This is a genomic window from Psychrobacillus sp. FSL K6-2365, assembly GCF_038003165.1.
GTDB lineage: Bacteria > Bacillota > Bacilli > Bacillales_A > Planococcaceae > Psychrobacillus > Psychrobacillus psychrodurans.
Map to the genome: position 1 here is coordinate 2,023,778 of NZ_JBBOOO010000001.1, position 22,521 is coordinate 2,046,298.

The 22,521-nt window shown below is 34.8% G+C and carries 17 protein-coding genes; 2 read left to right on the forward strand and 15 right to left on the reverse strand.

Annotation, left to right across the window (positions count from 1 at the left end; translation table 11 throughout):
- Positions 1-160: 160 nt before the first annotated feature.
- The 5 genes from MKY29_RS09715 to MKY29_RS09735 all read right to left on the reverse strand — a co-directional run bounded on the left by MKY29_RS09715 (position 161) and on the right by MKY29_RS09735 (position 5,959).
- Entirely contained in the window at positions 161-2,092 is a 1,932-nt protein-coding gene (locus MKY29_RS09715; RefSeq protein ID WP_340879643.1) for a sigma-70 family RNA polymerase sigma factor, read from the reverse strand.
- Between the two features lie 501 nt (positions 2,093-2,593).
- Positions 2,594-3,466, reverse strand: a complete 873-nt coding sequence (locus MKY29_RS09720; protein ID WP_340879644.1) for a GNAT family N-acetyltransferase — start codon at positions 3,464-3,466, stop codon at positions 2,594-2,596.
- Between the two features lie 890 nt (positions 3,467-4,356).
- Complete coding sequence (locus tag MKY29_RS09725) at positions 4,357-4,791, reverse strand: VOC family protein (RefSeq protein ID WP_340879645.1); 435 nt, start codon at positions 4,789-4,791, stop codon at positions 4,357-4,359.
- Positions 4,792-5,142: 351 nt separating this feature from the next.
- Complete coding sequence (locus tag MKY29_RS09730) at positions 5,143-5,307, reverse strand: DUF2197 domain-containing protein (RefSeq protein ID WP_093494851.1); 165 nt, start codon at positions 5,305-5,307, stop codon at positions 5,143-5,145.
- Between the two features lie 22 nt (positions 5,308-5,329).
- Positions 5,330-5,959, reverse strand: a complete 630-nt coding sequence (locus tag MKY29_RS09735) for a TetR/AcrR family transcriptional regulator (RefSeq protein WP_340879646.1) — start codon at positions 5,957-5,959, stop codon at positions 5,330-5,332.
- Positions 5,960-6,118: 159 nt separating this feature from the next.
- Here MKY29_RS09735 and MKY29_RS09740 point away from each other — a divergent pair.
- A protein-coding gene (locus MKY29_RS09740; protein WP_340879647.1) for an IS3 family transposase occupies positions 6,119-7,254 on the forward strand; the annotation gives its coding sequence in 2 pieces (ribosomal slippage) (positions 6,119-6,344 and positions 6,344-7,254; 1,137 coding nt in all).
- A 230-nt stretch (positions 7,255-7,484) separates the two neighbouring features.
- On the opposite strand, the gene MKY29_RS09745 is transcribed toward MKY29_RS09740, so the two are convergent.
- Positions 7,485-8,258 carry a Cof-type HAD-IIB family hydrolase gene (locus MKY29_RS09745; RefSeq protein ID WP_340879648.1) on the reverse strand — a complete coding sequence of 258 codons (774 nt, stop codon included), beginning with the start codon at positions 8,256-8,258 and terminating at the stop codon, positions 7,485-7,487.
- Between the two features lie 432 nt (positions 8,259-8,690).
- Complete coding sequence (locus MKY29_RS09750; RefSeq protein ID WP_340879649.1) at positions 8,691-9,251, reverse strand: TetR/AcrR family transcriptional regulator; 561 nt, start codon at positions 9,249-9,251, stop codon at positions 8,691-8,693.
- A 178-nt stretch (positions 9,252-9,429) separates the two neighbouring features.
- On the opposite strand from MKY29_RS09750, the gene MKY29_RS09755 reads away from it, so the two are divergent.
- Positions 9,430-10,161, forward strand: a complete 732-nt coding sequence (locus tag MKY29_RS09755; RefSeq protein ID WP_340879650.1) for a glucose 1-dehydrogenase — start codon at positions 9,430-9,432, stop codon at positions 10,159-10,161.
- A 744-nt stretch (positions 10,162-10,905) separates the two neighbouring features.
- On the opposite strand, the gene MKY29_RS09760 is transcribed toward MKY29_RS09755, so the two are convergent.
- The 8 genes from MKY29_RS09760 to MKY29_RS09795 form a co-directional block, all read right to left on the reverse strand.
- Positions 10,906-11,664, reverse strand: coding sequence for an ABC transporter ATP-binding protein (locus MKY29_RS09760; protein ID WP_340879651.1), 759 nt, complete (start codon positions 11,662-11,664; stop codon positions 10,906-10,908).
- A gap of 4 nt (positions 11,665-11,668) precedes the next feature.
- The gene (locus MKY29_RS09765; protein WP_340879652.1) at positions 11,669-13,975 is read right to left on the reverse strand and encodes an ABC transporter permease; all 2,307 of its coding nucleotides are present in this window, start codon (positions 13,973-13,975) and stop codon (positions 11,669-11,671) included.
- Positions 13,976-14,265: 290 nt separating this feature from the next.
- Positions 14,266-15,426: a c-type cytochrome biogenesis protein CcsB gene (gene ccsB / locus MKY29_RS09770; RefSeq protein ID WP_340879653.1), complete on the reverse strand. Its 1,161-nt coding sequence runs from the start codon at positions 15,424-15,426 to the stop codon at positions 14,266-14,268.
- A gap of 125 nt (positions 15,427-15,551) precedes the next feature.
- On the reverse strand, positions 15,552-17,027 hold the full coding sequence (locus tag MKY29_RS09775; RefSeq protein ID WP_340879655.1) for an amidase family protein: 1,476 nt from the start codon (positions 17,025-17,027) through the stop codon (positions 15,552-15,554).
- A 195-nt stretch (positions 17,028-17,222) separates the two neighbouring features.
- Positions 17,223-20,393, reverse strand: coding sequence for an ATP-binding cassette domain-containing protein (locus MKY29_RS09780; protein WP_340879656.1), 3,171 nt, complete (start codon positions 20,391-20,393; stop codon positions 17,223-17,225).
- Between the two features lie 720 nt (positions 20,394-21,113).
- The gene (locus tag MKY29_RS09785) at positions 21,114-21,689 is read right to left on the reverse strand and encodes a hypothetical protein (RefSeq protein WP_340880842.1); all 576 of its coding nucleotides are present in this window, start codon (positions 21,687-21,689) and stop codon (positions 21,114-21,116) included.
- Positions 21,690-21,734: 45 nt separating this feature from the next.
- Positions 21,735-21,956: a helix-turn-helix domain-containing protein gene (locus tag MKY29_RS09790; protein ID WP_093495745.1), complete on the reverse strand. Its 222-nt coding sequence runs from the start codon at positions 21,954-21,956 to the stop codon at positions 21,735-21,737.
- Positions 21,957-21,971: 15 nt separating this feature from the next.
- On the reverse strand, positions 21,972-22,463 hold the full coding sequence (locus MKY29_RS09795) for a DUF2975 domain-containing protein (RefSeq protein ID WP_340879657.1): 492 nt from the start codon (positions 22,461-22,463) through the stop codon (positions 21,972-21,974).
- Between the last annotated feature and the right edge of the window lie 58 nt (positions 22,464-22,521).

Genomic DNA, 22,521 nt, shown 5'->3' on the forward strand with positions numbered 1-22,521 from the left:
GATTATCCATTTTTCTATATCTATCTATATATCCTCCGAGATAAAAATTTTCTCTTATTCAACTAATCAGCTGTTGTTTTAACAACTTGTATTGATTTTTCCACACGCACGCCGACACGCCAATAAAACTGTACTACTCTCATGGCAAACTGCTTTAAGATTAGATTACACTATAAATAACCTCACCATTTTCCGCATAAATCCCTTTTACAAAGGCTCCGTCTGTTGTCTGAATACGATAAATGAGCCGCATCTCGCCCCCATCCTGCTCCGTTTCCCCATAAACCTTATCCCATTCAACTTGTACTTTCAGATTTTTTAGTGGTAGTAATTCTTTAATAGGTTTAATGGTTTTTGGCTCAAACTTTTCAATCTCTTCAATCGCTATATTCGGTGATGAAAACATCAAAATAGCACCTGTTTTTTTACTTATATTCATGTGAAAAAATTCATTCCCAACAAAGTAGCCGTCCTTCTGAACAACAAATCGGAAAAAGGCACGGTTTTTCACTATATCCTCTTCCTCTTTCATCTCTACATATAAATAAGATGCGAACTCTGAATAATAGGTTTGAATAAACTGTATAGCAATTTGTAAGCATTCCTCTTCAGAAAGCTTTGCCTCTCCTTCACTTTTCGTAAACGAGATGAAGCTATTTAATTGTTTCGTCTGTTTATCCACCTTTGCTCTCATACGATGTTCAAACTTACGCCTCATGTAATGCTCGTATGATTTCCCCTCTTCATCCTTCCAAGATTTGGGACGCCAGTTTACCTCTTCAAATTCTTCATCCATACTTTCCTCTTCATATCGCTCCCATTCATCACTAATGCCCAGTATTTCTTCAATTGTATCCTTTTTTGACAACGCTTCTACTTTTGGGAACGGCACATAGCTTCGCTTTGGCTCATCGTCATTGTCAAATAAAGGTTTACCCGTCACCGCGTCATACGCCTGCCTTAATAGCTCCGACTCATAAATTGCATATATACCTGACTCTGAAACGGAATCATATTGTTCATTAAAGCATTCCGCACTAAGCGACCATTCCCCCTTGTTCAATGCATGTAAAATATGCTCTGGAGGATAAAGTTCTTTTGGCATTGTCGGTGGATTTTCCGTATAGCCTGTATAGGTGAACTGAATAATTTCACCAGGATCGGTTACTTCTATTCGACAATAATAGCCATCTAGAGGCAATCCATCTACAACTTGCACATACTTAAAGCCTGTCGATGATTCCTTTTTTTGTTGTTCTACTAGTGTATAATAGGCAATTGCTTCTGGGTATTGCTCACGCAGTAGCTGATGGGCTATTGTAAGCTTTTTCTCTTCTGTAATAGGTGACCCGTCTTTTGTGGGCGTTTTTGCAAAATCCTCGATGCGTCCATTATTATCTAATCGAATAAAAACCCCTTCATCCTTGCTTTGCCCTTTCCACATGAACGAAGAAATCCCATCCTCTAGGTAATTTTCTAGTTCGAGCTCATAGTATGTAGGCGCATTTGCATATTGTTGTGCTAATTCGAATAACTGTTCCTTTAACATACGTTTCACGTCCTTTGGTTGTAATGATTGCTGCATCGTTTGCTCTAGCTTTCCACGAAGCGCTTTCCTAGCACGATGCAGATGCATTTTGATTGTATTGGGCGGCTTCTCGAGCATTTCTGCGATTTCAACTACTTTAAAGTCATAGTAATAATGCAACACAATTGCCATTTGATAGTCTTTTTTAAGACTTCCAACTGCGTTATGTAATGCACTGTAATCCTCGCTATTTTCTTGAGAGAGTAACTGAAATTGTTTTAGCATTTCTACTTCTAAGATCTTCATCCGTTCCTGTTTCTTCAACATATAAAAACTTTCACGAATTAATATTTTGTGCAACCATGTACTAAAATATTTCAGCTCCTTTAGTTGAGCTAGCGCACTAAACGCTTTTATAAAAGTTTCTTGCACAATATCTTCCGCATCCTGCTTATTTTTTACATAGGTAAATGCTTTAGCGAGTAATCTCGGCTTATATATCATTATTAAATGCTGAATCGATCCTTCATCCTTCGCAAGTGCTCGTAGTACATACTGTTCCATTGCATTCCCTCCTAATAACTTAGAGTGCGGATTTATCAAAAAGGTTTCATTATGTAAAATATTTTTACCGCTCCTTAGTAAAACATGGCGTTATTTCCGTTCGGAGGACACAACATGCTCTCAAAGAATCAGCAACTCCCCCTTAACGCTTCCTAGTCCAACCCACAATTTAATCACATTTAGGCGCTGCACTTTTTTAAAAAATTTATTGAGCTGCGTCAGATTTTGTATTGCCTTTTTCTCTGAATCGAAGATATTAATTTTCAAGGAGTTCAATAAAAAAAGGCTTTACCACTTCTTGAAGTAAAGCACACCGTTAGTTGAATAACTAAGCTTATTTGTGATACTCAATAGTTTCAATATCACCCTTTGTTATCTACCTACTTAGATAATATTAACCTCTTCTTATACTAAAACTGAACCATTAGATTAATAGGAAAAAAGCTTTACCCCATATTGAAGTAAAGCAACACGTTAGTTGAAGAAGAAAAGCGAAGTTTATCAAGCATTTTTAAGACGATGAAATGATTTTGTTTGAGCAAATGTTTCAAATCCAATAGACTTGTAAAATTCATGTGTTTTAGGGGAAGTACAAACAACAACTGCCGTTTTTGCGCCCTTATCTCGCAACGCATTAAGAGCAAGCTTACAGACTGAACTGGCTAACCCCATTCTCCTAAATCTCGGATCCGTTCCAACAGGTTCCAGTAACCCCACCTTGTTTTCTTCATCAAACCAAATTAAACAAGATGCCACGAACTCACCATTTGGGGATTCTATTACCCAATCAAGAGAAGAATCATAAGGATAGGTATTCATAACGTTCAAGTAACTTTCTTCTGTGACTCTGGATCCATGAAATGCAGCTTTATGTACTGCCACACGATTTTTTAAATCCTCAGACCCCTTGATATGGCGCCCTTTAAACTTATCTGGCAATTGAACAGGGAATGAACAACTATCCAATGAAATTTTTGTGAGGACTTCTGGATTTTCTGCTAATGGGTTGAATAAAGAATCTTCTAAGGCTGAAATAAGATGCGATTCCTTTTCTAGGACAATCACTTTTTGCTCATTGGTTATAGTTATTTTATCAAACCAGTCAATGACATCCTTGGCCACCTCAGGAAAATCAGGATCAACTTGACATATTAACTCACCAGGGTTTTGAATCCATCCCCAAGCAACGGGCTTCCCATCCATTTCCCAAATTGCAGTATCCCAATCATCCTCGCGTCCAGCGTGTCGGTAGCGTTGCCAAGCTAGATCGCCTATATGGTAATTAGGTTCCAGTGACCATATAGCTTGTGTAAGTTTCTGCATTCGCTTTAAATCACTTGAATCTTTATAAGTTCGAATTACAGGTATACTCATTTATGTAATCTCCTCGATTCTTCTTGATATTTGTAACTATCTTTTTGATATTCTTACTATGGCCTCCGCTTTAAAAAAGCCAATTATCACCATCCCTTGTATTGAATCCTCCTATTCATATTCAATAAAGATTTAATTATTCCTTCTTCAACTAACCTGTTTCGACACTTTCACAAACTCCTCTAACAAATGTCCTGACTTCCTATTATAGGTTTTACTAAAATCAATTTTTCATTGTATTTTGATCTATTAGTATAATAAGTTCAACAAAACAAACGTTAATCCCTTCCTTCCAGAGTCCCTAAAACAAAATTAAGTATACCCTTGCCATTATGGCAAAGATATACTTAAAGTCGCAAAAAATTAACTATAAAGTTTTCTAAAATAAAGCCACTATAGCAAGCGCGCCACACTTAAATTTACGGGCTTTAAATATACTCAAAACATTTGGGACCATAAGTTTTAAATAACTCACTTGAATTTCTAAACCATAACATTGTTATAAATAAAGTGTTTGCAAGAGAAAACCATGCTATTCATAAGTGGAAATCTGAACTATTAGGTGAGTATATTTAAGTGTTGATTTAAAATTTTATAGTATACATAAATAACAAGAACCAATTTTGGTAAAAAGAGGGTTCTTTTCCAGTATTTAAGTTTGGTTTTATAAAAAAATGATTATTTAGGAATGTGAATCTTTAACTAAATCCCCTCGCTAGTTTAAGTGTAAACCTACACAATTATTTGTGTAGGAGCAGACAAAAAAGGTACCTTCTTACTAAAGAAAAGTGCCCTTTACTTGAAGTACCAGTTATTAGATTTTATTAAATAGCCAATAACACTCGTGACTTTATTCCTGAGAGGTTCATAATTATTTAATACATCTAATATTAATGATTCCTTTTTTCCTCCCAAAGTCGTATACGCTCTTCATGACTCACTACTTTGTGGATTTGGTGAAGCATCCATACATAACCAAAAGAGTCCATAAATATTGCATTTGACACTCCATAATCAGGTAGATCAGTAACCTGTTGTATCTCCGTGCACCCCAAACTCATTGCCTTAGTATATGTTTCCTTGATATCAGGGACAGAAACGTTAAACCAAATTGTTTTGGGGTCATCTTTGGTTGGTGCTATCAATTGAAATTCTGCATTTTCATCCAACATGTGAAAGCGTACTCCGTAGAGGGTAAATACTACTTCATTTGTTCCTTTGGGTAAATCTGAAACCTCAATACGTTCGATCTCAAATATGTTTTCGTATAAATCTAATGCTTTTAAACTATCTGTAACAACCAAATCAATTTCTACTCCTACCATTATGATTACACTCCTTTTATTAGTTAATAAACATTCTCTACTTCTTCATTTACTTCTAATTTATAATTAAGTATAACAAATTCAATATGTTCACACTGTAAATATGGTTCCATTTTCAATGATCCTGTCCTCTACTTTAAGTACACTTGTTCATTATATCTACCTAATTTTAGCAAAATGTCCTGACTGTGTTGCTCCATAATCTGGCCCGATTGTTGAAAAAAAGCTAATGACGATTGTACGTTAGCACAATAAGAAAAGGCTATAACAAACACAGCCATGTTTTTTCACTAAAGCAAATGTTAATTTAAGTACATTATTTCACAATCTATTAAGGTATTCCCCAAATATCTATCTGAAGAAATTTTTAATTGCATCAATGCGTATCTTATGACTACAATCGTCGCAGCAAAAAATCTTACTCTTTCTTTCCTTAAACTGTTTATATTTTAGTGAACCTTCGTATTCTTTGAATGTTCTTTTACAACTATAACAAAGTATCTCATAGTATATCATTGTTATCCTCCTTAACAACACCTTACTTTGTAGCTGATTTTTCGAAGAGTGTAACCAGTTCTCTTGTATATTCCTGAACATCTAAATGAGACTTTTTCATTAATTCAAGGGTGAATCCGTCAATGGCATTTCTTATTGTTAACGCCATCACCCTTAAAGATGATCTGGTAAATTCTCGAAAAATTCCTTCTTGCATCCCTAGGGTGAGAATATTTTCAATAGGAAGTAAAATAGTTTCATCATGGTCTGAAGCAAACCCAAATTTACCATCAGCAGTTCTCTTATTAGAAACCACTTCTATAACAGCGATAACATGCTTCCGATTTTCTTCTATGAATTTTAGATTGGATTCAATATAAACCCGAAGCATTTCTTTAGGAGATTTTTGAGCTTCTATTAGTGGAGCAATATAAGATTGCCAAGCCGTATAGTATTCGATAGCTATTTGATCCAATAATTCCTCTTTATTTGCAAAGTGATACGAAATAACTCCCTTACTGATTTTTGCACGTTTTGCAATTTGTCCTAAAGATGCTTGAGCGTAACCTATTTCAGCGATAGTTTCAATTGCACATTCCACAATTTGAGATCTACGGGCTTTTTCAATGAACGACATTTCTTTTTGGTTAGTTGATTTAATTTTTATACTCATGATTTTATTTTAGTACAATCGTACAACTAGTTCAATAAAAAAACCATTTAGATGAAGATAATCTAAATGGTTTATGAATCTTTTGAATGTAGTATAGATGTATGGACACATCTTGGTTAAGTCAATAAAATTGAACTAACGAAAGGTCGTGTCTGTATTATGAGTCAAAAACGTTATAACCAAGAATTTAAACAAACAGTAGTGGAGCTTCACAGCTCAGGTACCCCGGTCAGCCAACTATCTAGCGAATATGGTGTTTCAGAAGTAACTATCTATAAATGGATTAAACAACTCTCTACAATCGAAGGGACAAAGGAATTAACTGTATCCGATGTAGAAATGATTCAAAAAGAAAACCTACGGTTAAAACAGGAACTTGAAATCCTAAAAAAGGCTATGACCATATTCGCGAGAAAATAGAGGATGAAGAACTGATCGACTACATTACAAATGAAAGCGGGCATCATCCAGTACAAGTGATGTGTCGCATTTTAAAGATGCCTAAAAGTACCTATTATCAATCATTTCATAAGAAACCGAACAGCTACCACGTGGCCAATGAGGCAATATTGGATCGTATAATAGCCATTCATAAAGTAAGTAAAGGTATCTATGGCGCCCCCAAAATACATCGAGTACTTTTAAAAGAAGGCTATTCTTGCAGTATAAAAAGAGTCCAACGTCTGATGAAACAAGCAGGCATCCAGTCAAACATTGTGAAGAAATACCGTCCAGCAAGCACACAGGCACTAGTAGAAGAACGAGAAAATGTGTTGAAGCAAGATTTTACAACAACCACAATCAATGAAAAATGGGTGGCAGATATCACGTATATCCATACGCTTCGAGATGGCTGGTGTTATCTAGCGTCTGTCCTCGATTTGCATTCAAAGAAAATAGTAGGCTACAAGTTTTCCCGTACGATGACCACAGAAATCGTGTTGGATGCTTTAAAATGTGCCGTCGAATTCCAAAATCCTTCACCGGGATTGATCATGCATACGGATCTGGGTACTCAATATACAAGTGAGGCATTTCAAGAACAGTTAAAAAAATATGGAATGATTGCATCATTCAGTCGTAAAGGATGCCCTTATGACAATGCATGCATCGAGTCCTTTCATGCGACACTCAAAAAAGAAGAAGTCTATCAAAAACGATATGAATACTTTGAGAATGCGAGAATCTCGCTATTTCAATATATAGAAGGTTGGTATAATCGCAAACGAATTCATGGAAGCATCGGCTTTGTAACGCCAGAGGCGTATGAAATAATGTGTCGCGCAGCAGCCTGAGTCTTAGGGGTAAAAGCCAATCCCCCCTCCACATTTTTCAGGCACAACATCCATGGGTTAATCTCTCCACGTCCCGAGTAGATTGTCAAAGGCTCTTTTCACTTTGACGATTTACTTGGGATGTGGAACACTTCCTGAATGGTGGTTGTGCAGAAAAAAACTTAATCTTTTTGTGTCCAGAATCTTGACGTAGATCCATTTATACAACTAGCTTGTTTAGTTTAGTTAATTTAAATTAATCCATACTGCTTAAGTGCGAATTCAATTCCATCTTCGCTGGATTTCTTCGTTACAAAATCCGCAATACTCTTTAATTTTTCATTTCCATTCCCCATCGCAATACCTAACCCTACTAACTCCAACATATCAACATCATTTTCTCCATCCCCAAAAGCTACAGAATTTGACCAGTCAATTCCAAAGTAGTCTAAAACCCTAAGAATAGCTATTGATTTTGAGACATCATGCTGTAGGACATTTACTACATATGGATGCCACCTTTTAAAAGTGAGATGAGGAAATGTGTTTTTGTATTTCAAAACATCGTCATCGTTGGCAAATAAGCACATTAAATAAACTTCTTCATCATAAATTAACGTGTTCGTATTAGGATACTCGCTTAATGATAATGTTTCCTTTAATGCTTTAAGTACTTTTAAATCCTTTATGCCATTCATGCTAAAATCCTCGGTATAGTATGATAATGCATGATTTTCTTTCATTGCAAATTCAATGACTTCCAACATCATCTTTTTATCCATCGGAATCTTATGAATCACTTTTGTATTATGCTTTACATAGCCACCATTTGCTGTAATGAAAGTATCTATTCCTAATTCAACTAACTCTTTGCACATCGATAAGGGTCTTCCGGTCGCAGCTACAACTTTTATTCCATTGTTTTTTAATAATTTTATTGCTTTCTTTTTGCTATCCGAAATGGTTCCATCCAGATAATTTGTAATAGTTCCGTCAACATCGAAAAAAACAATTTTGTAGATCATAAACAACACCTTTTAGTTAAACAATAAAGTCTAAATATTAATATACGATTTTATATATTCTGCTATGTACTGGAACGTTGTTATTACTGCCGCTTTAGTTCAATATGAAAAAAAGGGTTTACTCCTTCTTGAAGCACAGCACCCGTTAGCCATCCATGAAGCGCAAAATCAGCGCTTCACCACAGAGAATGAAAATGGTTAGTTGAGTCAATACTAATAGTCTACCGAAAACAATAGACTTATTAATGTTCGCTCTCCTCTTTTTTTAAACGATTAAGCAGGGGTCTTTTTAAGTATTCTCATTTTTCTTTTCTTGAAGAAATTAATTTTCATGGTAGTTTAAGTAGAAGACTTCACAAACTTAGCAAAACACTCTATTAAATAGACGTTTATATTATTCGTAACATTTGCGAAATACTTTCCACTCACAATTTAGTTATCAAATTTTCCTAAAGGAAACAAAATAGATTTTGTAAGCCATAAACTCATTTCTATGACTGTTTCCTTCATACCATTTTCTAACCAATAAAGAATAATTCCAACTGCCCCATTTGCCATATAGGTTGCTTCCAAAATACTGTCCCTAAAATGAAGAATCTGTTTAATAATCTCTTTCGTAAAACGGCCACGAAATTCACTTTCAGTTAACATTTTTTTGTAAAGAGACGATTGTTTCTGTATATGTTCAAACATGGTAACGTGTGATTTAATCGGTATATTTGATTTTTTGAACTCATTTATAGCTGATTCATAGGAATATTCCGTCAGTTTCATTGATTCTTTCAGCTCATTCAATATATCATTTTGGAATTGTGTCAATATATCCTGCTTATCAAGAAAATGAAGGTAAAACGTTGAACGATTGACCTCAGCTTTCCTAACAATTTCACGAACTGTAATAGCAGAATGCCCCTCTAAAGTAATCAAATTTGCCAATGCGTCCATAAGTAACCTGCGGGTACGAGCCACACGAGGGTCAACTACACTTTTCAACTGACATTCCTCCAAGAACTATCATTATTTTTTCGACACTATACTCATAAATGTACACTATACAACATTCCTTCTAATTTTGATGATTGAGGAAAACGCTTTCATATAATAGAATAATTTAAAGACACACCGTTGTCTACTTTAGTAAATAAATGTTAATACTGAGGAGGAAATAGATATGGGATTATTAGATGGTAAAGTAGCTATTATTACTGGCGGTGCTAAAGGTATGGGGGCATCTCACGTTCGTCGATTTGTTGATGAAGGTGCAAAAGTTATCTTTACAGATATTTTAGAAAACGAAGGTCAAGCACTTGCACAGGAATTAGGTAATTCTGTACGTTTTATTAAGCATGATGTGACAAATGAAGATGACTGGAAAGATGTTGTGCAAGCTTCGATTGAAGCTTTTGGTAATATAAATATATTGGTAAACAATGCTGGTATTGATGTACCTGGGGTTAATCTTGAGGGAGCCGATTTTAGTACTTATCAAAAAGTCATTGCTGTGAATCAACACTCTGTATTTTTAGGTATGCGCGCTGTCGTTGAATCTATGAAAAAAGCTGGGGGCGGCTCCATTATAAACATTTCTTCACTAGCAGGTATGGTTGGAGCTTATAAAAAAGTGGCTTATACAGCTTCAAAATTTGCAGTTCGTGGAATGACTAAAGCTGCCGCATTAGAACTTGGTGATTATAATATCCGAGTAAATTCTGTGCATCCTGGTTTTATCGTAACTGATATGACTAGAAATTTAGTTTCACCTGAGCTGGAGCAAACTTTACCAATTCGTAGAGCAGGTAAAATCGAAGAGGTAACACATCTTGTTACCTATTTAGCTTCCGACCAATCGTCCTACTCAAGTGGTTCAGAATTCGTAGTTGATGGTGGCCTAGGCGCACAATAATGAATAGAAAAACACTGTCGATAACTGACAGTGTTTTTTTACTGATTTAATTATATTCTTAAACAATTATCCCTCCATTGGAGATAAACTCCGTCCATTTTGGTTTTATATATTTTTTTTGGGGTGAATGAATATAAGATAAAGTACTAGAATCCTTCAATTTGGCCCGATTCTTGAACACAAGTTAAACAACGCTCTTCAACTAACCTGCTTCGTTAGTTTAAGTGAAACATTTCACAAACTCCTCTAACAAATGGTTTCTGACTACCTATTTATAGGTCTTACTACAATCATTTTTTTGTATTTTGATCTATTAGTATAATAAATTCAACAAAACAAACGTTAATCCCTTCCTTCCAGAGTCCCTAAAACAAAATTAAGTATACCCTTGCCATTATGGCAAAGATATACTTAAAGTCGCAAAAGAATTAACTATAAAGTTTTCTAAAATAAAGCCACTATAGCAGTGCCACACTTAATTTTACGGGCTTTAAATATACTTAAAACATTTGAGAGCACAAGTTTTAAAAAACTCACTTTACTTTCTAAAGCATAAGATTGTCAACCAAATAATAAAGCATAAAGATGTAATCTGACATCTTTATGCTTTAAGCACATAATATGGCATCTTCTTGAAATTTCGGATATGTGGAGGTGGCGGGAGTCAATCAACAGCCTCTTAGTTAAGTGTTGAAATCCACCGAAAGTAGTTAAATTGGAGGAGAGAATAAGACTAAAGTGAAGTCATATTCCTACTTCCCTCATTTTAACTGTAACTTCGTTGATTCTATCTTCTATATCCTTCCCGTTAAATTTCTCTAGCTTCAATTCGCTCACAATTTTTCCATCATGCATAAACATAATACGATCTGATCGAGCAGCCACTTTTGCGTCATGTGTTACAAGCATAAGCGCAGTTCCCTCCATGTTGATTTCTGAAAATATGTCCATGATCTCCTCCGAAGATTTAGAGTTGAGCGCGCCAGTAGGTTCGTCACCGAAGATGATTTTGGGGTTATTCATTAGCGCTCGGCAAATTCCTGCTCGCTGAAGCTGACCTCCCGAAACCTGTGTTATATCCCGCTTTTCAAAATCTCCAATACCTACTCTTCGCATAAGCTTTCGTGCTTTCTCAGCTATTTTCGGTGCATTTTTCCTGTTATTTCGCATTGATGGTAGAACAATGTTATCAATTATATTTAGATACTTCAGCATCGTTGGCTGTTGAAATATAAATCCCATTTTTATTCTACGTATTTCTGATAGCTCTTTCTCCCCTATCTCCGTTAGATCCATACCATCAAAAATGACTCTACCGTTAGTGAGGCTATCCATTCCACTTAAAGCAAACATCAGTGTAGATTTTCCCGATCCCGAAGGTCCCATAATTGCAACAAATTCACCCTCATTTATTTCAACAGACACTCCGTCAAGAACATTTCGCTGATCATCTTTCACGCCAAAAGATTTCACAATGTGATCTCCGATAATAATCTTTTTCATATGCCTACTCCTTTATATTGTCAGAAATATTTATTTGCCCAGCATCTGATGTGCCTAACTTTGTAGCGAAAAGCACCGCGACTAACATCATCAATGGACTAAGAAAATATGCTGTTAGTGGATTAACTGTAAAACTAAAAGTTGCTGCTCCAAACGAAGCGATAAGTGCGCTAGCAAGTTCTTCTCCTAAAGTGTTCGCGAGAAGAGTACCCAGAATAATTCCGACAATGAGAACGAAAACAGAACGAGAAGCATACTGTGTCCTAATATCTGAGTTTGTAAAACCGAGTGCTTTCATGATGGCAATCGAATATCTCTCCTTAGCAATAAGCATTTTCATAAACAACAGTGTAACTATTACGGTAATAATCAGCGCAACAACAATTGCAGCAAAGGATGCCTTTTGAACTGAACTTATTGTCGAGCCTAGAGTCTGAGAAACAAATTCATCGATATCGGATATCTTTGCAAAATCGAATTTGTCCGAATATCCTAAAACCTTGCTATCGACAAGAGATTTATCCGAAAACTCAACACAAATGATAGTCCACATGACACTCGTCGTATTGTCGGAGAATAATGCCTTTGCGGTTTTGCCGCCATTGGTGACATCTGAATATATTCCGCTTACTCTAAGATCCTTCCCCCTCCCTTCAATCACCAGCTTCATAACATCTCCAACCTCTTTTCCCAGTTCATCTGCGTTTATCGATGAAAGAGAGATTTCGTTTTCTGCTGCAGGGGCTCTGCCAACAGAATATGCTATAGGAAATGCCGAATGGTCACCAAGTTCAACCTTAATGTTTTCCTCAGATCCGTTACTCGTTTTTACTTTGAATGTCTTTGTTGTCATAACAACATATTTTGAAATGGCACTATCGCTGTCTATTGTCTTGACAATATCTTTGATTTTGTCAGCTGTATTGGTCTGTATACGTAAATCGTAGTTGCCGATTCCCATGTATTGGATGAAGCTTTTCTCAGAAATTGTGTTGAACAGGTTTTGCGGTACAATAATTATAAATGTTGATACCACTAGTACCATAAGCATTGTGGCGTAAAGTCTTTTTCTTGTAAAGACATCCTTGATTCCAAGAAAAATATTAGTACTATACAGTCTGTTTCTAACTAAGGAGAAACGCTTAGCTACAACTTTTTTTTCCTGAGAAGTACCAAAGCGAATAGCCTCCGCAACGGAGATTTTCCTAAAACGTTTGAGCACTCCATTTACATAAGCAACAATTGCAAGAAATACAATCAGTATTCCAATGATTCCTAAAACTATTGCAAAATAAGAATTTTCACTTTTGCCCATAAAAAGCCGTAAATTTTCAAGAAGAATTCCTTGAAACATAAGCGAAATAATAAAACCAAGAATACTACCTGTCGCGGCAATAGCTGAATATTTAGCAAGATAAATCTTCTTGATGTCCGAAAGATGAATCCCTATTGCTTTCATAACACCAATTTCACGGTAATCATCTTCAATTTTTGCTAGAAGCGTAAAACGTATGCTCATAAAAGCGATGGTAACGACAAGTGCACTTACAAGAAGGATAACTGCAATCATCATCCCGTCAGAAATCGCGTTCAACGTTTTGAAAAGCGTATAGGTAAGCGTTGGGCCATTCGCTTCAAGTCCTGCTGAAGTATAATCTGCTTCAAATTCACCTATCGCCGAGTAATCCTTTAACCTAAACTCAATTAGATACTCGATACTTCCAAGGTCTTTAATTTCTGCGAAGTCATTGGTGCTTATCAAAAATCGTTTTGATGAAGATAGCGATGAATTCATAGTGGAGTCACGGAGAAATCCCGCAACGATAAATTCCTTCCCACTTATGATTGCATGGTCACCTATCTTTGTAGTGTTATCCCTCATATAAGATATTGGAACATAAATCTCACCGTCGGAAACATGGATGATGTTACCGCTAAGATCTAGTAGATAATCGAATTGTTCGTTTTGTACACTCAAGCCGTTATCCTGAATACTATTAGCAAGCGAATTATTGCCCAATATGATTTGGGCACTGTCTATGTTAAGAAATTCAACCACCTGATAATTATTGATATTGCTATTTTGCTTAGCAAAGGACTCAAGCCGCACAGTATCAATTTCACCAGAATGCATCTGCATAAAATGAGGAGTTTTAGCATTTTTCATAAGTGTATCTAACGAGCCAGAAAGATTAAAGACGAGTATTGCCGCTAGCGAAACAAGCATAGCAGCTGCACCAACAAATATCATTGTAGTCAACGTTATCAATTTGCTTTTTAAAATGTCATTCCATATTATTCTGTTATACATAAGTCACCTCCATATTCGTTTTACTTTCATACAACAAATTTAACAGATAATTAAAAATTATTAGTACATCTCAAGACCGAATTCTTATGCACCTTAGGATTGAAATTTAAGCGTCTGGAAAATGTGGATCTACAAAATTAAGAAACATAAATTGAAAAAGCCTAACTTCTCGGCATTGAGAAATTAGGCTTTATTTACTTTGTGATAACATAAATTCCGGAATATCGTAATATTTAACAAAAGTATTATCCAAGTTTAAATTCGTAGTCGTATTTATTTCTAATAAATCATTAAGCGTAGGAATGAAGTCCTGCAATAACTAAGTTAACAAAAACTTGGTTGAAGACAATAATACCAAATCCTCCAATGGCCATCCATGCACTTTTCTCTCCAATCCAGTTTTTACCGAATCGCAGATGTAGGAATGTAGCGTAGAAAAGGAACGTTATCAAAGCCCAAACTTCTTTGGGATCCCATCCCCAAAATCTTCCCCAAGCAATATGTGCCCAAATCATTGCAAAAATTAATCCTCCTAGAGCGAATAAAGGAAATCCAATAACAACAGCTCGATACGTAATCTCATCCATCAAGTCAATATTTACTTTATTTGTGAGTGGTTTTAAAAGTGAGATAATTCTTTTGCGTGTAACAAGACGTATTATTAAATAGAGTACAGTTCCTACTAAGAATGACCATAGAATTGTATTTAGTTTTTTTGCATTTACCCAAAGTGGAACGTCAGTAAGTCCTTCCTGTTCTGTTATTATATTTGATGGAGCAACTATTATAGGCAAATTGTATTCTAATGTTTCTTGAATTGAGTTAGTATCCTCAAATGTAATTGTTTTAGTGTAATCCGTAAAACTAAATATACCTGTAATTATTATAAAACCAAAGACTGTAACTAAAAAATACATAACTAATTCTAAAAAGAATGCTCGTATACTTTTTTCATTTAGAGCAATTACTTTTAAAAGATAAATTATACCGGTAACAAAAGAAATAGATAATACCGCGCTTGAAAAGGCTACAGTTAGCACATGAATCGTTAACCATTCACTTTGTAATGCTGGTATTAATGGTGTTACGTCACTCGAAAATGTATTTGCAAAGCCTAAAGTTAATAGTACGACTGGGAGAGTAAAAAGACCGATAATAGATTGGCGGTACATATAGAACAAAATGAGGAAACTTGCAATAAGCATTATGCCGAAGAAAGTCATAAATTCATATAAATTACTTACCGGAGCATGGCCAATTACATACCACCTGGAAATAAAGTAGAAAATCTGAAATATAAAACCTAACGATGTTAAGCTTATTCCAGTATAAACAAAAGATTTTGTTTTTGACTTAATAGATAGTCCAAAAGGAAGGATAGCAATTAAATATAATATAAAAGATATATATAAAGCAGTGCTACTTAGATTCATTAGAGTTGTAGAAGCCATTAGAACCCCTCTCTTTCCTTTAATAAATATATTTTGAGTATAACACTTTTACCTAAAAAATGCTGAGTTTGGATAAATATGTTTGATTTTCATAGATAAAAACAATTCAATTTGAAGTATAAGTATTAAGCATATGGCAATATCGGACTTAGTCTTAGTTTTGTCGCCTGCTCAAATGCATATGCTAGTTTAATTAATTTTCCTTCGCTAAATGCAGTACCTGCAAATGTGATGCCAAAAGGTCTTCCATTTTTCATATATCCAGCAGGTAGAGCAATAGATGGGTATCCTGCTTTTGCACAAATTGTTGATCCTATATAAGACGGAAAAAGAATGGCGTCGAGGTCATATTTTTTCAAAGTAAGATCGATTCCCTGTTCCTGTGAATAATATATATCTTCCAATTTTGCTAATAAATATTCTGGACTTCTTAGTGTATTAGAGAGAGGTTCTCTTTGTTCTAATTTATTCTGTCCATATTTAAGTGCTTTATCTTTTATACCTTTATTGAATTCAATTAACTCAGTAATTGAGTGAACAGGTAGACTAGGTGGTAGCTGTGAAAGGAAATTATTTAAACTATGTTTCATCTCATATAGAGTTACTCCCCACTTCCAATTTCTATGAAATGATGGAATATCAATATCTTTAAATATTTCAGCTCCTTGGTCACGAATCGAATCTATAACATTATTAAATAATTCATCATCATACTCATCTGAGTTAAGAAAATCACTAGTTGCGTTATTAAATACACCTATCTTAGCTCCTCTAAGACCATTGGAGTCTAGATAAATAGAATAGTCCTGTTCGACTCTACCTTCACTTTTATATGTTGCAGAATCAAACCTATCCATACCAGATAGAGCCGTAAGTAAAATCGTAGCATCCCTAACGGTCCTTGCAAATGGGCCTGCTGTGTCCTGAGAGTATGTAAAAGGAATAATTCCTCTTCGACTAATTAAGCCTACTGTTGGTTTAATACCTACAACTGAGTTTTGAACTGCCGGACTAAGAATGGAAGCATCTGTCTCTGTACCAACGGATAAAACAGTGAAATTTGCAGCAACAGCGACTGCAGACCCAGAGCTAGAACCGCCAACAAAAAGGTCTGAATCTCCATAAGGATTTAATACCTGTCCACCTCTTGAACTGTAACCTGCCCACATTTTACTTGACATACCGTTAGCTAGCTCCGTCATATTAGTTTTACCTAAAATGACTGCTCCTGCTTCACGAAGCTTTTCAACAAGAAATGCATCTTTGCTTGCAGTATAATTCTCTAACGCAAGAGTACCTGCACTCGTATGCATTGAGTCACATGTTTCAATATTATCTTTTAACAATATAGGAATTCCGTGCAATGGTCCTCGAATACCTTTTATTTTTCTTTCATGATCCATTGCTTCAGCTATGAAAATAGCATCTGGGTTTATCTCAAGTACTGAGTTTATGTTTGGTTCATCTTGGTCATACTTTGCGATTCTATATAGGTAATACATAACCAATTCTTTTGATGTTAGGTCCCCTTTTTCCATTGCATCTTGTATATCACTAATCGTTAATTCTTCTTTGCAAAACTTATTAAAAATAATAGTCACTAATAATTCCTCCTAAAAAAACTTGTGATAAAAAACGAAATATTTAGATATTAAAAAACATAATTATTCCTCAATTAACATGTTCTGTTAAAACATACTTACCAATACTTTAACAGAACATCTTGAATAACATAAAAACTCATTCGCAATTAATGCAAATGAGTTTTATCACTAGCTATAGATTTTTGTCCCAATTTAATTATTTTGCTCAAGGTATTGGTAAATTGCCATCATTTCCTTTTTGTTTAACTCGCGAATACGCTTGAAAATTAAAAGATCTGTAACAGATTTAAGACTTGTACTTCCATTAACAACATCACTAACTTTTCCGGTAAGCCAAGTCTTAACTGATACTCCTTCCACAACTTCCTCTAGTCCCTCAACATTGATACCAGTAGCATTACAACTTACACAAGGTATCGTTAATTTATGCACGCCGTCATGTAGATTATCTTCAGCTATGACTTTCTTTCCTTTACAGAATGGACATGGATGACTTTTCTTTATCTTATTAGTTTGGGTAACAAGTTTTTTGTATCCGAATGCTTCGTATACATAAGTTAGTTTTTTGTATTTTCCATTAGTGAAATACTTATCAATGATAGTTTCTCTAGTTTCATTAATATTGTCAAAATCACAGATGGTTACCTTATTATTGTTACTAATAGATTCAATATTTTCCTTAATGCTGTTCCAGAATGGTAATACATTTTGTAGTACAATTTCATAACCAGCAAAGCTTGCAAGTTCTAATTCAAGCATTTTAAGGGATACTTGTGTTTCTCTAGGCAACAGTGAGACATCTTCTGTCAAAATCATTTCGCTTCCAACAATAGCTTTTAATTTTACTAGTTCAGGTAGTTCTCCTACTGTTTTTATAACTTTGTTAAGCGGTTGTTTAATAATCTCTCTAATGTCCACATCGCCAAATTTGAGCTGTTTATGATGTTTAAGTATAGAGCCTTTGCAGATAGGACAAGTAATCATTTCTTTAGATGCTTTCATATGCTCTTTTATAATCGATTTCGAAATGAACATATACATCCCAATTATGTTATTAAAGCCTTGCCATGTTCTTTGTGTCTTGCCTGCTTTATCATAAAATGACTTGTCCCAGTATCCGTACAAAAATGTATGCTTTTCTTCTTCCGACATGTCATTATAACTTTTACTTATATCATGACCAAGTTCATTTTTTATCTCTCCAAATAAAAACTCTAATTTTGGGTATTGGTAGTATTTTAATACTTCCATTACATCAGGATGCAATTGGCCCTCCCAGAATGGCACCGTTTTATCCTGAATAACCACATCAAAATCAAATTCTTCTATTACCCCGCGTCCCGAGCAACTCGGGCAATGATTGTCTTGATAATAAAAATCGAAATTTCTCGTATCTTTATTGGTGGGATGTGATGCTACTATATGGTTGATCAGTCCCCCAATTTCATAAAGGAAACTATATTGGCTATATAAATGACGTTCTAGATCAATGGCGATGACCGGTGCAATTTTATCAGATTCGTACTCACCGTATATCAAACGTGCCATTGAGGATAGGCTTTTTAATATTCCTCCCTTATAGACGTTTTCAGCATCTTTAAAATAAGCGATTTGATTTTCGTTTAAGTAGTTAATCCCAGTTTGTTGATGGACCTTAGAAGCAATGTGTAATGAATCAATGCTATCTTCATTGTTTTGCTTAAGATAGTATTCATCATTACTCTCAACAGCAAGATGTTCTACAGGTGAATGCTGTCTTTTACCAAAATCCACGATAAAATCTGAGTTATCAAGCATGTACGAGTTATGTTCTATCATTATGATAGAAACAGACTCGTCATCAAGGATGATCCTAACGCTATCAATGAATTGATTTAATATATTCTGTGATAATCCTTTTGAAGGCTCGTCAAATATGAAAAGCGTATGTGGGTTTCTTGTATTGGCAAACAGCTCAGAAACTAAATGAACACATTGAAATTCACCATTCGATAAGGACTGTGTTTTTCTTTCCAACGTCAAATAACCAAGACCAAGCTTGATCAATAAGCTCAATCTTTTATGAACGATATCTTCATTTGGCAGTTCATCAATAATATCTTCAATCGAGCGCAGAAAAATATCATCGATATCTTCACTATATTTTGTAAGTTTTCTTTTTATATCAAGAAAAGTCGCAACTGTTGACCGACTTGTAATTGATTGGTTTCGATTTTGCCCCACCATTACAAGTTTATCTTTTGGATATCGCTTTACAAAATCTTTGGCTATACATTCATTAACCAGTGTAGATTTACCACACCCTGACTCTCCCGTAAAAGTAACAATTCGATTTTGTGGAATTTGGATTTCAGCCATTTGTATATTACGACTATATAGATCGTGAAAATGATAGAATTTTGTTGGCATTTCTTCATTTCGTTCACGAGTGATTGGCTCAGGACGCGGAGATTCTTGAACAATTTTTCCGCCGTATTTTCCACTCCCAGGTCCAAAGTACAACTGCTCATCGGTTGTGTCGAGCACTGTATCTGAGTGATCAATAAGCCAAATTTGATTTTTATAACCCAATTGTTTAATCTGTTCTAAAATTTTCAATAGTGTTTGTTGGTCAAGCCCTACGGAGATTTCATCTATAATTATGACGGTATTTTCACTTGCTGCCATAAATTCTGCTAAGTAAAGACGTGTTAATTCCCCGCCTGACAATGTGCCCATTATACGATTTAATGTCAAGTAACCAATGTTCATATTAATAGTATTCTTAAGAATATGTTGTTTCGCTTCACTAATTTGTAAATCTTTAGATAATGCAAGAATCGTTTCGATACTTAAGTTGTTAATGTCTGAAATATTGTGGGGTTGATCCAATAATACTATTCTTTTTTGAAGAATTTCTGAATTGTAGCGCATACCATCACACTTTTTACATACAATGTTTTTGGTAGTACCACGTCCTTTACATGCGGTACACCAGCCTAATTCATTATTAAATGAAAAAACTTCTGGAGATACATTAAATTGCTCAGCAAGAGTATCTCGAATCTCTTTAAACACACCAGTATGAGTGCCAATGGTAGAACGTGGATTGGATGAAATGGATGACTTTCCGAGAAAAAGGACCAAAGGCATTTCTTCCATCTTGATGGCACTAAAATTGGTTTCCATAATAGTAGGGAATAAATACTGATATTCAGCCTTTGGTAATAATGAAACGAGACGTTTCTTGGATTCCTCCCCAATTGTTTGGCAAAAAGTTGTTTTACCAGACCCAGATAAACCAGCAATTCCTAATGATTTATCTACTGGTAGTAGTGAATTTAAGTTATTGATATTGTTTGCAATCAATTGTTTTATTTTCATATTATGATATCCTATCCATTCTTTCTATTTAGTATTGTTATGTTAGTGGAGTTTGAAACTAAAGCGCTACTTGCCAGACATATTGACTATTCGATAAAATTTGATTCATTATTCTGAAATTATTCTATAGCAAATTGTTTATATCAATTGTTCTAATAAGTATACCACTGATATTCGATATTTATTTCATTTACTTTCTTTATAAAACCTCTAACTGCACCTTTTCCTTTAATTGTATTTAATAATGCTTATAATATTAATTCGCTCCCACTTTTACGTTGATCAGACAATGTTAAAAATAACTCAAATACTCTATTTTATATTTTTGCTTACTTGAATCAATTTCATAAAGAATACTATATAGTTAAATCCGAACAAGCTGATTTCCGGTCTAGGGGGACGCTTTCCGCGGGCACGGCTTCTATCTCCTCGTCACTACGTACCCGCGGGGCTTTCAGCTCGCGCTGTTCCCGGTGGAGTCGCCGCTACCACTCCAATCAACGGAGTCGCTTTAATAAAACGAATAATATATATCGATATTAAGTAAACATTCGTATTTTTAAATGAAACTAGTAATTATGAAATTGACTCACTCAATTTCAATTTAGCATGCAGATAAAATTCTCTACATAAAAAGCCCAATTTCTCTATCCTACAAAGGAGAAATTGGACTTTTACTTTGATAAAGCATTTGAATATAATAACTCGTAGTTTTCTAATTTAACTAGTGACTATTGGATAAGGCACATGTACTTTTTTGTTCTTAATACTATCTTTATAATCACTTAGTCTTCCTTCATAAATCAATTGAAAATTTGCGGAATGTGGCAAGTCATAAGGCTCCACCAGTGAAAGGTCTATTTCAAAACCAATGATTTGACTTTCCTTAAGAACTGATGCAACAAACTGGGAGCAGAAGAATGCATTCTTCCTATTTATTGGTTTATTAAACATTACACCAAATAATCCTATAAAATTATAGCGATAATATTCCCTTTTGGCAGATATTTCTTGGATATATTGATACATCTTTTGATATTCATCATTCGTTATAGTTAAGGAATAGATGGCACAGTATGCTTGATTAAATAATACAGAATGAATATCTTCTCTAACGAATCCTCCGATAAAAGGATTTTTAGCTGTTTTTCTACCAAAACTATATGTCTCGATCAATTCATCATCAAAAGTTATGGAAGCATGGTTATAGGGTTTTTTAGTATAGGTTTTAATTATCCTTGTTAAAATAGTACCTGTATCAGTTAAAAGGAGATAAACCGTTTTTTCTCTGATCATAATCCACACCTTAAATCTCTTTAGATAATAATTTTAGCCACTGAATTATTCCTGGTTATCTTCCTCATTTCTGTATTCTAACAGATCACCAGGTTGGCATTCTAAAGCCTTGCATATTGCCTCTAATGTGGATAATCGCAACGCTTTTGCCTTTCCATTTTTTAAGATTGAAAGATTGGCCATCGTTATTCCAACTCTTTCTGAAAGTTCCGTTACACTCATTTTTCGCTTAGCGAGCATCACGTCAATATTGATTATAATTGCCATATTATTCACCTCAGCTCAGACTATTAAATCATTTTCTTCTTTTATATCTATAGCTTCTTTCAAAAGTCTTTGAAGAACAGCCGCAAATACAGCTATCACCAAGGAAGCAAAAATAGGGATCATTCCGACTATTATTAACCCAGGGGCATCATCTACTTCCGCCATGATAGCTACAAATGGTAGAGCAACTACATATAAGCCACTAATGATGATTGCATATGTTTTAATTTTCTTCAGAGTTCTGACTGATAACTCTGAGAAAGCTTGGTTCTTGTCAATAAAGCTTAAAAGTTTAAAAGATTGATATAAAGCTAAGTAAAATGGGATTGCCGAAATGTACATTACCGTTAAAAGTCCGTATACGACATAAGCTAATTTTGATCCCTTCTCTATTGCTTCATGTGCTTCACCAGCTATTTGAGGCAATAAAAAAATACACATAGCAAGAACGGGGATTCCCATAAGAATAACAGCTAACTTTAAGAAAATTGTTGATCCTCGTTTCATAAAAAGTACCTCCTACATTTAATATAATTTTTATAATAACAAAAAATTTATCGTTTAT

What these genes read in the sequence shown, in the direction of transcription:
- MKY29_RS09720 (WP_340879644.1), bottom strand. Translation starts at nt 3,466, where the DNA reads ATGAGTATACCTGTAATTCGAACTTATAAAGATTCAAGTGATTTAAAG.
- MKY29_RS09745 (WP_340879648.1), bottom strand. Translation starts at nt 8,258, where the DNA reads ATGATCTACAAAATTGTTTTTTTCGATGTTGACGGAACTATTACAAAT.
- ccsB (WP_340879653.1), bottom strand. Translation starts at nt 15,426, where the DNA reads ATGGCTTCTACAACTCTAATGAATCTAAGTAGCACTGCTTTATATATA.
- MKY29_RS09735 (WP_340879646.1), bottom strand. Translation starts at nt 5,959, where the DNA reads ATGAGTATAAAAATTAAATCAACTAACCAAAAAGAAATGTCGTTCATT.
- MKY29_RS09765 (WP_340879652.1), bottom strand. Translation starts at nt 13,975, where the DNA reads ATGTATAACAGAATAATATGGAATGACATTTTAAAAAGCAAATTGATA.
- MKY29_RS09780 (WP_340879656.1), bottom strand. Translation starts at nt 20,393, where the DNA reads ATGAAAATAAAACAATTGATTGCAAACAATATCAATAACTTAAATTCA.
- MKY29_RS09755 (WP_340879650.1), top strand. Translation starts at nt 9,430, where the DNA reads ATGGGATTATTAGATGGTAAAGTAGCTATTATTACTGGCGGTGCTAAA.
- MKY29_RS09760 (WP_340879651.1), bottom strand. Translation starts at nt 11,664, where the DNA reads ATGAAAAAGATTATTATCGGAGATCACATTGTGAAATCTTTTGGCGTG.
- MKY29_RS09725 (WP_340879645.1), bottom strand. Translation starts at nt 4,791, where the DNA reads ATGGTAGGAGTAGAAATTGATTTGGTTGTTACAGATAGTTTAAAAGCA.
- MKY29_RS09730 (WP_093494851.1), bottom strand. Translation starts at nt 5,307, where the DNA reads ATGATATACTATGAGATACTTTGTTATAGTTGTAAAAGAACATTCAAA.
- MKY29_RS09795 (WP_340879657.1), bottom strand. Translation starts at nt 22,463, where the DNA reads ATGAAACGAGGATCAACAATTTTCTTAAAGTTAGCTGTTATTCTTATG.
- MKY29_RS09785 (WP_340880842.1), bottom strand. Translation starts at nt 21,689, where the DNA reads ATGATCAGAGAAAAAACGGTTTATCTCCTTTTAACTGATACAGGTACT.
- MKY29_RS09715 (WP_340879643.1), bottom strand. Translation starts at nt 2,092, where the DNA reads ATGGAACAGTATGTACTACGAGCACTTGCGAAGGATGAAGGATCGATT.
- MKY29_RS09790 (WP_093495745.1), bottom strand. Translation starts at nt 21,956, where the DNA reads ATGGCAATTATAATCAATATTGACGTGATGCTCGCTAAGCGAAAAATG.